At 28.1% G+C, this 12125-nt stretch carries 9 protein-coding genes; 6 read left to right on the top strand and 3 right to left on the bottom strand.

Annotated elements, in window-relative coordinates:
- The first annotated feature begins 2 nt into the window (after window positions 1–2).
- The 4 genes from ureC (at window position 3) to upp (ending at window position 5316) form a co-directional block, all read left to right on the top strand.
- Window positions 3–1709 (top strand): urease subunit alpha, encoded by a 1707-nt coding sequence (ureC, locus tag QMA81_02640; protein ID WHL25177.1) that lies wholly within the window; start codon window positions 3–5, stop codon window positions 1707–1709.
- A 438-nt stretch (window positions 1710–2147) separates the two neighbouring features.
- Window positions 2148–2834 carry an urease accessory UreF family protein gene (locus QMA81_02645; GenBank protein WHL25178.1) on the top strand — a complete coding sequence of 229 codons (687 nt, stop codon included), beginning with the start codon at window positions 2148–2150 and terminating at the stop codon, window positions 2832–2834.
- Window positions 2835–2916: 82 nt separating this feature from the next.
- Window positions 2917–3543: an urease accessory protein UreG gene (gene ureG, locus QMA81_02650; GenBank protein WHL25179.1), complete on the top strand. Its 627-nt coding sequence runs from the start codon at window positions 2917–2919 to the stop codon at window positions 3541–3543.
- 1146 nt (window positions 3544–4689) lie between these two features.
- Window positions 4690–5316, top strand: a complete 627-nt coding sequence (gene upp, locus QMA81_02655; GenBank protein ID WHL25313.1) for a uracil phosphoribosyltransferase — start codon at window positions 4690–4692, stop codon at window positions 5314–5316.
- A 179-nt stretch (window positions 5317–5495) separates the two neighbouring features.
- Here the strand turns inward: upp and bcp are convergent, their stop codons facing one another.
- Window positions 5496–5957, bottom strand: coding sequence for a thioredoxin-dependent thiol peroxidase (gene bcp, locus QMA81_02660; GenBank protein WHL25180.1), 462 nt, complete (start codon window positions 5955–5957; stop codon window positions 5496–5498).
- Between the two features lie 440 nt (window positions 5958–6397).
- Between bcp and dapA the strand changes: the two genes are divergently transcribed.
- Complete coding sequence (dapA, locus tag QMA81_02665) at window positions 6398–7297, top strand: 4-hydroxy-tetrahydrodipicolinate synthase (GenBank protein WHL25181.1); 900 nt, start codon at window positions 6398–6400, stop codon at window positions 7295–7297.
- Between the two features lie 26 nt (window positions 7298–7323).
- Window positions 7324–7641: an outer membrane protein assembly factor BamC gene (gene bamC, locus QMA81_02670; GenBank protein WHL25182.1), complete on the top strand. Its 318-nt coding sequence runs from the start codon at window positions 7324–7326 to the stop codon at window positions 7639–7641.
- 65 nt (window positions 7642–7706) lie between these two features.
- Here bamC and dapE read toward each other — a convergent pair whose 3' ends face one another.
- A complete protein-coding gene (gene dapE, locus QMA81_02675; GenBank protein WHL25183.1) occupies window positions 7707–8864 on the bottom strand; it encodes a succinyl-diaminopimelate desuccinylase in 1158 nt (385 codons plus the stop codon).
- Between the two features lie 183 nt (window positions 8865–9047).
- Window positions 9048–11054 carry a transketolase gene (gene tkt / locus QMA81_02680; GenBank protein ID WHL25184.1) on the bottom strand — a complete coding sequence of 669 codons (2007 nt, stop codon included), beginning with the start codon at window positions 11052–11054 and terminating at the stop codon, window positions 9048–9050.
- Window positions 11055–12125 lie beyond the last annotated feature (1071 nt).

The following is a 12125-nucleotide window of genomic DNA, read 5'->3' on the forward strand; positions in this document are numbered from 1 at the left end:
TTATGAGTAGTGTATTGTCTAGACATGAATATGCTTCTTTATTCGGACCAACTATAGGTGATTCTGTACGATTAGCTGATACTGATTTGTGGATACAAGTGGAAAAAGATTTTACTGTGTATGGAGAAGAAGTAAAATTTGGAGGAGGAAAAGTTATACGAGATGGTATGGGTCAAGGACAAATGAGTAGTAAGGATTGTGTTGATTTAGTGTTGACTAATGTAATAATTATTGATTACTGGGGGATAGTAAAAGCAGATATTGGTATAAATAATGGCCGCATCACGGGTATTGGGAAATCAGGAAATCCTGATGTGCAGCCAGACGTAACAATATTTATTGGACCAGGCACGGATGTAATAGCGGCAGAAGGTAAAATCGTTACTGCTGGAGGAATTGACTCTCATGTTCATTTTATTTGCCCTCAACAAGTAGAAGAGGGATTATGTTCTGGAATGACTACATTTATTGGAGGAGGTACTGGGCCAACAACAGGAAGTAATGCAACAACTTGTACTCCGGGGCCTTGGTTTCTATCTCGTATGCTGCAAGTAGCAGATTCCTTGCCTGTTAATATCGGGTTTACTGGTAAAGGTAGCGCCTCTTTACCTAAAGCTTTAGAAGAACAAATAATTGCTGGGGCTATTGGTTTGAAGGTTCATGAAGATTGGGGAGCAACACCTTCAGTTATTGATTGCTGTTTAAATGTGGCCGATCATTTTGATATTCAAGTTTCTATCCATACTGACAGTTTAAACGAATCAGGATTTGTTGAAGATACTTTATCTGCGATTAAAGGGAGAACGATACATGCTTATCATACTGAGGGAGCAGGCGGTGGACATTCTCCAGATATCATACGTATGTGTGGGTTTAATAATATATTACCATCATCTACTAATCCTACTATGCCTTATACTGTTAATACAATCGATGAACACTTAGATATGATGATGGTTTGTCATAATCTTAATCCTAATCTTCCTGAAGATATGGCGTTTTCAGAATCTAGAATCCGTAAAGAGACTATTGCTGCTGAAGATATTTTACATGATCTTGGAGCTTTGTCTATGATTTCTTCCGATTCTCAAGCTATGGGGCGAGTTGGAGAAGTTATTTTACGTACTTGGCAAACAGCTCATAAGATGAAATTACAAAGGGGTTTATTATCAGGTGATGGAAAATATAATGATAATATTCGTATAAAACGGTATATTGCTAAATATACAATTAATCCAGCAATAACACATGGTATTTCGCATGAGGTTGGTTCCATTGAAATAGGAAAGTTGGCGGATTTAGTGTTATGGTCCCCTGTTTTTTTTGGCGTCAAACCAGAATTAATAATTAAGGGTGGTATGATTAACTCTTCTGTTATGGGAGATCCTAGCGCTTCCATACCTACTCCACAACCCATACATTATCGATTAATGTTTGGAGCATATGGCAATGCAAGACATGCGACACGTATGACGTTTGTGTCTAAAGCTGCTTATAATTCAGAATTAATAAATCGTTTAAAATTGGTTAGTTTAATTGGTGAAGCTCATAAATGTAGAGACATTCAAAAAAATAATATGATTAATAATTCTTGGCAACCAATGATTGAGGTAGATCCTCAAACTTATCAAGTACGTGCAAATGGAGAATTATTAACTTGTGAACCTTTATCTTCATTGCCTATGTCGCAACGTTATTTTTTATTTTAGTATATAATAGCTTCTTATGTTCTAATATATATATAATAGTGAATATTATTTCGTTATTGTTTATCCTTGAAATTTTATTTCTTTTGATTATGATAGTATCAACAATTATTGTAGGTACTATTGTAGTTTTATAGCAATAAAGTTATATATGTGGTTTATATACTATTTAGTTATATTATTATGGTTGTGTTGTACGATTAAAGTTATGGATTCAAGATATAATAGATCCATTTTTAAGATTTATTCAGAGGATTGTTATTGTAGTAAAACTAGCATTAATTATTATATTTTTTATTTTTATGATTATGTTTAGATCTTATATAAGAAGGTGATGCATAATGTTGTAATGATCAATTGTATATATATTTGTTATTGTGTTTATAATAGTTTAAAATTTGAAGAATATTTATATAAATAATTTATGATTTTGATTATATTATGTGTATTGTTCAGAGTGAAAATTCATTGTTATCTTTAATGCAGTTGATTAGTTCTAATTTTCCTTTGGGAGGATTTGCATATTCACGAGGTTTAGAGTGGGCTGTAGAGTGTAATTGGGTAAATTCTGTGGAAACTTTTTCTGAATGGCAACAGCAGTGGATTGATGGGCCATTAATTCATTTGGAGTGGCCTATGCTTAAGCGTTGTTATTATTATACGCAAATTAGAGATGAAGTTAAATTTTTTCAATGTGTATTAAGAATCTTATCATGTCGTGATACTCGTGAGTTTAGATTAGAAGAAAACCAACGTGGACAGGCAATGATAAAATTAATATTGCAGTGGTATCCGCTGACTCGTGATGATATTTGGTTATCAGCTTTAGAGCGTAGTGGTTTAGCATCTATAGCATGGTTAGGGTGTATGTGGGGTATTCCTTTAAAAGATTTAGCGTTAGGGTATGCGTATAATATGTTAGAATCGTCTATTATGGCAGGATTGAAATTAATACCTTTTGGGCAAAGGGCTGCTCAAAAATTGTTAAGGCATTTGATGGAGTTTTTTCCAAATGCTTGGAATAAGGCGGATATAATAATGGATCATGAATTAGGAAGTAGTTTTTTATTGCAATCTATAGCGTCTTCTTGTCATGAAACACAATATTCACGATTATTTCGTTCTTAAAAGCACTTGATTTTAATATGATACCTGTATCATAGCACACTAAGTGTTATGTGATTATTAATTTTAATAAAAGGAATGTATTTTGTTATGTAAAAAATATACTCCGCCATTCCGTATAGGCGTAGGTGGTCCAGTGGGATCAGGTAAAACTGCGTTACTTGAAGTATTATGTAAAAAAATGAAAGATAATTATCAATTAGCAGTAGTAACTAATGATATTTATACTAAAGAGGATCAACGTATTTTGATAGATGCCAATGCTTTATCGGCTGATCGTATTATTGGTTTAGAGACTGGAGGATGTCCTCATGCTGCTATTCGTGAAGACGCTTCTATGAATTTATTAGCTATAGAAGAATTAACATATAAATTTAAGAATTTAGATATTATTTTTATTGAAAGCGGTGGAGATAATTTGAGTGCTATGTTTAGTCCGGAATTGTCAGATTTAAATTTATATGTTATTGATGTAGCTGCAGGTGATAAAATACCTCGAAAAGGAGGACCGGGTATTACACGTTCAGATTTTTTAATAATTAATAAAATTGATTTAGCTGAGTACGTAGGAGCATCCTTAGAAATAATGGCTAGAGATACTAATTTTATGAGGAAGGGTTTACCATGGTCTTTTACTAATTTGAAAATAGGTCATGGTGTACAATTTGTTCTTGATTTTATTTTAGAGAAACGGTTATCTTTATTAACTTAAAAAGATAGAGATGTTATTGTATGTAATAGTAATTTTGTATTATTGCATTTATTTTAGATAGACAAAAATGAATAAAAGGTTTTAAATTTTAATATGTAAATGAGAGTTATTATACATCTATTTGTTTTTAGATTAAGATGTATAAAAATTCTTTATTGTTTTTAGTTTTTATAGGTATCAATGTAAAATTTGTTAGTTTTTGTTTTAATAGTGGTTAATTTATAAGCATTGTGTTTTTGATTTAAATAATTATTTTTATTATTTGATATAATGGGATTGTTTTTGTCGTGGGTTTTTTGATAATTCCAAGCATTTATAGAAGCGTATATTAACCTGATTAACAATATCATAAAACTGATGAATAATACCCATTTAGTAATACGTACTTTTGTTTTCTTTTTTTTCATATAAAAATTAGTATCTTTATTTAAAGAATTGTAAGATAGTATATCCGAATATAATTGTTATAAATTTTTATATAAATATTTTGTTTAATTTAATAAAAGTTCTTTACTACAAGTAGTATTGTTTTGATACTTAAATATTAATTAAGTTTAAGATTGAAAACTGTTTCAATTTAATTTTTCAGTAATAAATTTATATAAGTTAAAATTCATGTCTTATGTGAATTTTCATTTAGTGTTTATTTTTTTATTTTTTCTTAAATAATATTATGTTTATGAAAACATATAAATCAGTAATAATTACTGAAATTGTATTTAATGCTAGTATTAGGTATTTTATGATATGTTTTATTTAATTTTTATATTTAATATATTAAATATAAAAATTTTACTATTGTAACTATAATATAGTTGTAAATTTATTTCTATATTAACCACAATATAAAATATTGTTGATGATATAATATTATTGTGTTTATAAGACGATTATTTATTCAGATAATCGATGAGATCAATAGATTATATTATATTAAATATTAAAATTTGATTTATGTTATGTATGGAAAATAAATGATGTAATCAATTTTGTGTAAGCTCTTATATTATCAATGTATTCTGCAAATATCAATTAAATAATATCTTATATTTATTTTAATAGATTTATGAATATTATTATAAATGGTAATTAGAAAGTATAATTTTTCAGATGTGGAAGTTTACTTTCATGGAGAACAAAATTGATATGAAAATAGTTGAAATTAGGCATCCATTAGTTCAACATAAATTAGGATTAATGCGTATTTGTGATATTAGTACTAAACGTTTTAGAGAGTTATCTGCAGAATTAGGAAGTTTATTAACTTATGTAGCTACTGATAATTTAGAAGTAGAAATAGTAACTATCAAGGGATGGTGTGGACTAGTTAAAATTGCGCGTATTAAAGGAAAAAAAATAACAGTAGTGCCAATTTTAAGGGCTGGTTTGGGTATGATGAATGGTGTATTGGAGCATCTTCCGAGTGCACGTATCAGTATAATAGGGATTTATCGTAATGAAATTACTCTTGAGCCCATTCCATATTTTCATAAATTAGTTTATGATATAAATGAACGTATGGCTATGGTATTGGATCCTATGTTAGCTACTGGCGGATCAATAATTGCGGCTATTGATTTATTAAAAAAATTTGGATGCAGTAACATAAAAGTTTTATCGATAGTAGCAGCGCCAGAAGGAATTGAAGCCTTAGAAAAAAAACATCCAGATATTGAATTGTATTTGGCTTCTATAGATCAAAAAATTAATAAACATGGTTATATTATTCCGGGATTTGGAGATGCTGGTGATAAAACATTTGGAACTAAATAATATAATCATCTATAAATAATTAAAAAATTATTTATTTAAAATATATATAAATTTAATTATGCTATTAATAATGGATTTTTTATATTGATGATATTGATTTTTGTGTGTTGTTGAGTAATTCTGTTTATACAGGGCATATAATAGATTATATAAAAAATTATTTATGTCATTATTATTTTTTAATTTAGATAACGTAGTATGATTTGATCATGATCAATAGGTTTAAAATTTGTAAACACTTGCTCTACAATGCCGGTCGTATCTATTATAAAACTAATACGATGTATTCCGTTGTATATTTTACCCATGAATTTTTTTTCTCCCCATACTCCAAATTTCTTAGTAACTTTGCAGTATTCATCAGAGAGTAAAGTAAAATGCAACATTTCTTTTTTATGAAATTTTAAAAGTTTTTCTGGTTTATCATTATTAATTCCAATTATTTCTACGTTTAATTTCTTGAATATATCTATATTATCTCTTAATTTGCATGCTTGTATGGTGCATCCTGGTGACATAGCTTTAGGATAAAAATAAATAAGAACTTTTTTTCCTATGAAAGAATAAAGATCAACTGAAATACTATCTTGATTAGGTAAAATAAAGTGCGGTGCTTGATCTCCAGGTTGTAATAATGCCATAGTGATATTCCATTTAATAATTAATAAATTTATATAAATTAATTACACTTTAATACTACTTTTAATTTTTGTATAGAATATAATTAAATTATTTAAAAGAGTTCATATCTGCATATGATGATAATTTTAAAAATGATTTGTCATAAGAATGATAGAGAACTATTTTTAAATAATCATTGAATATTGAATATATCTTTAACGAATAATAATTTACTTAATAATCAAAAATATAATGAAAATAATTTTTAATTCATTTAAAATATTAAACGATGGTAAATGATATGTATATTCATACATAAGTATACTATAAGAATTATAATATTACTTGTTATATTCAAATTAAGTTAAGTATTTTATGGTTTTCCCTTGTTTAGTTGGATTTCATTGAATATAAAAATTTTATATATATATATATATAAGTTTATTGGAGATAATAGTTCATGTTTACTGGAAGTATAGTTGCTTTAATTACCCCAATGGATTTACAAGGTTCTGTAGATTGGATAAGTTTAAAAAAACTTGTTGATTATCATGTAATTAGTGGTACAACAGCTATTGTTTCTGTCGGAACGACTGGGGAAATGTCTGGACTTACACAGGAAGAACATGTTAATGTAGTCATGAAAACTTTAGAGTTTAGTGATGGTAGATTACCTGTTATAGCTGGCACTGGCGCAAATTCAACAGCAGAGGCTATTTCATTGACTAATAAATTTAATAATAGTGATATAGCTGCTTGTTTAAGTGTAACTCCTTATTACAATCGTCCTAATCAAGAAGGGTTATTTCAACATTTTAAAGCTATTTCAGAAAGTACAGAATTACCCCAGATATTATATAATGTTCCGTTGCGTACTGGGTGCGATATGGTTCCGAATACTGTTTCTCGTTTGTCAAAGATAAAAAATATCATTGGTATTAAAGAGGCGACAGGAAATTTAAGCAGAGTAAATCAATTAAAACAGCTGGTTCATGAAGATTTTATTTTATTAAGTGGAGATGACTTAAGTGCATTAGATTTTATGAAACTTGGAGGAACTGGAGTAATTTCTGTTACCGCTAATGTTGCTGCAAAAGAAATGGCTGATTTATGTAAATTAGCAAATAAAAATGATTTTTTAAATGCACAATATATTAATCAACGCTTGATGCCTGTTCATCAAGCGTTATTCATTGATTCTAATCCTATACCAGTAAAATGGGCTTGCAAAGAATTGGGATTAATTTCATATGATACCTTACGTTTACCTATGACCTATTTATCTGAGGTATATTGTCATGTGTTAAAGAAGGCTTTAGTAGATTCAGGATTGTTTTACACTCAATATAATCATAAATAATTATTTGTATAAGGGTTTTATTTTTAATGTTGACTTTTTTAGAGATTTTATGTGTGTGTGTGATATTGCTATCGGCTTGTGCTTCTGAAATATATAAGGAAAATCGCTGTAAACTTAATGGAAATCTAAAATATTTAAATACTGTATCCTTGTTAGAATTAAATTTACCAGAAAATTTGGATATTTTATTACCTGTATCGTATGATGATTATGTTATTCCAAAGGTTAGCAATATTAATTCTGATACTCAAAAAATAGGTAAAAAATTAAATATATGTCCTCCAGTAGTGTTGTCTACAGAAATAACGCGTACATCATCTTGTTTAATTAATATTGAAAATTAATTAAATTGAATTAAAAAATTTTTGTTATTATGTTTTTGGGTATACAGAACATACATGTTCGTTGTTTAATATAAAAGTAAATCTTCTATTATTTTTTGATATATAAAGCTAAGTAATTTTAGATCTGATAAATCAATGTACTCATTAAATTTATGGATAGTATGATTACGTGCGCCTAATTCTATAACTTCTGTTCCCATTTTAGATATGAAACGTCCGTCAGAAGTGCCCCCTGTAGTTTCTAAATAAGGTTCAAATTTTTGATAATATTTAATAGCATTAATTACAACATTAGTTAGTTTTCCTGGATTACTAAAATAAGGTTCTGCAGAAAGTTTCCAATCAATCTTATAAGTTAAAGAATAAGATTCAAGTATCTTATTGATGTATGTTTTAATATCTTCAATGGAAGATTTATTATTAAATCTAAAATTAAAGTCTAATGTAACTGTGTGAGGTATAATATTATTATTGTTGTTGTTATTTGTATAAATGTTTGTAATTTGTATAGTAGTGGGAGGGAAAAATATATTTTTTTTTTGATCCCATGTAGTATTTAGGAGGTCTGATAATATTGGAACAACTAAATGTATTGGGTTTTTTGAGAATTGGGGATACGCTACATGCCCTTGTGATCCATATATTGTTAATTGCCCCATAAGTGAACCACGTCTTCCATTTTTTATAATATCTCCTATTTGATGTTGACTTGATGGTTCTCCGACTATGCAATAATCTATGTGTTCGTTGCGTGTTATTAAAGATTCTACAACTTTTGTAGTTCCATTTATTCCAGTTCCTTCTTCATCAGAGGTAATAAGAAACGCAAGTCGGCCTTGATAATTGGGATTGTTATTTATAAAATTATCGGAGGCAACTAACATAGCAGCTAATGCACCTTTCATATCTGCTGCTCCTCGTCCGTGTAACGCATTATTGTTTATTAAGCCTGAAAATGGGGGGTAATTCCAGTATTTTGGGTTTCCAGGATCTACCACATCAGTATGCCCAAGAAATAATAATGTTGTGTATTTTTGTTGTTCCTTATCGCCATGATGATACGCCCAGATATTAATTGTATCATCAAATTGCATGAGCTCTATATTAAAATTTAATTCTTGTAAATAATCTACAATTATTTCATGGCAACTATTATTTCTTGGGCATACTGATGGTTGTTTAATTAATTTTTGAGCTAATATTTCTAGTTTGGAAAAATTCATATTGTATGCTCCTATTTATAATAGTTATAAATCAAAAAATTTGAAGCTTAAATAATTACATATTTGAAATTGTACATTAATATATATTAATATTAATTCGGATAAATATACTTTGATTTATATATGTTATGTATATAAATTAAAGTACTAATATTTTATATATATAAAATATTTTATGATTACTTATTGATTAATAGATTTATTTAATAATTTATATGATTTCTTGATTATATAATCTACAGTAAAGTTAAAAAATTTAAATAATTGATTTGATGGAGCTGATCTTCCAAATTCATTCATACCTATTATTTCACCATATAATCCAACGTATTTGTACCAATAATCAGCACTACTAGCTTCAATAGCTATTCTATTAATTATTGTGTTTGGTAGTACGTATTCACGGTATGATGCATCTTGTTGATCAAATATATTAGTAGAAGGTAAGGAAACAATTCGTATTTTATATCCTTCATTGGTTAATCGGTAATATGAATTTATAGCTAACACTATTTCTGATCCAGTAGCAATTATAATTAATTCAGGCACGCCTTGACAATCTTTAAGAATATATCCTCCTCGAGTAATATTATTAGTCTGTGTTGATGTTCGTTCTTGTTGTATAAGATTTTGTCTAGATAAAACTAACGCGGTTGGGCCGTGATGTTCAATTGCAGATTTCCAAGCAACTGCTGTTTCTACTTGATCACAGGGGCGCCATACTGTTAAATTTGGAGTCAAACGTAAATTTGATAATTGTTCTATAGGTTGATGAGTTGGACCGTCTTCTCCTAATCCAATAGAATCATGAGTATAAATCATAATATGATGACAATTCATTAATGCCGCCATACGAACTGCGTTACGTGCGTATTCAACAAATGTTAGAAACGTAGCAGTATAGGGTAAAAAAGCCCCATAATTAGCAATACCGTTAGCAATTGCAGTCATACCAAATTCGCGCACGCCGTAATGGATATAATTTCCAGCAGTATTTTTCATGATAGAAGAAGATTGAGACCAAGTTGTTAAATTACTGGGTGTTAAATCTGCTGATCCGCCAAAAAGTTCCGGTAAGTTTTGGGAAAAAGATTCAATTGTAATTTGGGAAGCTTGGCGTGTAGCAATATTTTTAGGGTGCATTTGTAAGTTTTCGATAAATTTTTGCGTTTTCTTGCACCAATTATCAGGTAATTTTCGTTGTATTCGTCTTATTAATTCTTTTGATAAATCAGGATAGGTAAGTGTGTATTGATAAAATAGTTTTTTCCAAGCATCTTCTTTTTCTTGACCTATTATTTTAGCATTCCATAATTTGTATATTTTTTTAGGTATAACAAATTTAGGTTCATGCCAATGAAGCATTTTTCGTGTAGCAGCTACTTCTTCTGGTCCTAGAGGAGCACCATGTGCGCTGTGTGTACCGCTTTTATTTGGTGATCCAAAGGCAATAATAGTATTACATATTAATAATGATGGTTTATTCGGTATGGATTTAGCTTGGTCAATTGCAATTTTAATAGAATCTCTATTATGTCCGTTTATATTACGTATTACATTCCATCCATAAGATTCAAAGCGCATAGCAGTGTCATCTGTGAACCATTCTGTTATATCGCCATCTATAGAAATGCCATTATTATCATAAAACATAATTAATTTATTTAGTTTCATAGTTCCAGCTAACGAGCAAACTTCATGAGAAATACCTTCCATCATGCACCCGTCTCCTACAAATACATAAGTATAATGATCAATGATATTAAATTGCATACGATTAAATTGAGCTGCTAGTGTCCGCTCAGCAATTGCTAATCCTACTGCATTAGCTAGGCCTTGTCCTAATGGTCCTGTTGTAACTTCGACTCCTTCAGTATGTCCATATTCTGGATGTCCAGGTGTTTTAGAATTTAACTGTCTAAAATTTTTTAGATCTTCTATAGATATAGAATATCCAGTTAAATGTAGTATGCTATATAGCAACATTGATCCGTGTCCATTAGATAAAATGAATCTATCTCTATTAATCCAATTTGGATTGCATGGATTATGATTTATGTAATCTCTCCATAATACTTCAGCAATATCAGCCATACCCATGGGACAACCAGGATGCCCGGAATTGGCCTGTTGTATAGCATCTATGCTTAGTATACGTATAGCGTTAGCTAATATTTTATTTGTTAACATAAAGTGTTTTCCTAATATTAAATTTTTAATTTAAAGATTATAGAGATACCTTCTCTTTATAGAGAAGAGTTGAGTGTACTAAATAATTTTTCTATAATCATATTATTTTTGTTATGTTTTAAAAACGAATGATATAAAAATAGGTTTATTAAATATTTTATTTACAAGAAGAAATAAAAGTATTTAGGAATTTGTATATTTAAGGTTAATGTTTTGGCAATTTTTAGCAATAATTAAGTAATTACATTTAATTGTAGTTATAATTTATTTATCTATATGACAGTTAACTAATTTTAAGATTAATCATATGATAGTCATATTGTTTATAGCAAGAACAATTTTTAATTATTTTTTATATAATAACATGATTAGAAACATTATATTTATTTGATAAATATATTGATAGTATTTTTGTAAATAAGATTTAAAAATGTATCAATTAAAATATATATTTGATTCCAATATGTGTATGTTATTGATTAAAAGGAGAATAATAATATTAAATTAAACTGGATATTGTTATTATTTTTTAGTTTTATGTTATTTTAATATCTTTTTGAAAAGTAGTAATAATATTAATGATAATATAAGATGTGTTTGTACTTTGTTTTAGATATATTTTAATTAATTTTATCATATTTTTATTGTCATGTATTTTTTATAAATGATGTTATTTTTCTGTCAGTAGATATATGTTTAAATATTTTAGATAACACTTTAATTCTGACATTTGCTATTAATTTGTTGATTGTGTAAGTACATATATTATTTATTTTAGTATGGGCTAGAATATCTGTAATTAAAATATAATAAATGGAGTAACATTGATTTTAAAATATAAATGAATGAATGATAATTGTGTTTCGCAGATTATCGGAATTAATGATATTAGTATATTCTGTTTATGTTATAGTTATTGTACAATTTATGTATTATTTAATCAATCAATTACTGCTTAGTGTAGAGTACTTATAGAGTAAGATAGTAATAGTCATCGTTTGGTTATCATGGTTATTTTAATTTATAAAATATAGATTTATTTTATCAGAAATGAATTTATTATTTTTTATA

It is taken from the genome of Candidatus Blochmannia vicinus, from assembly GCA_030020825.1.
Lineage (GTDB): Bacteria > Pseudomonadota > Gammaproteobacteria > Enterobacterales > Enterobacteriaceae > Blochmanniella > Blochmanniella vicinus_A.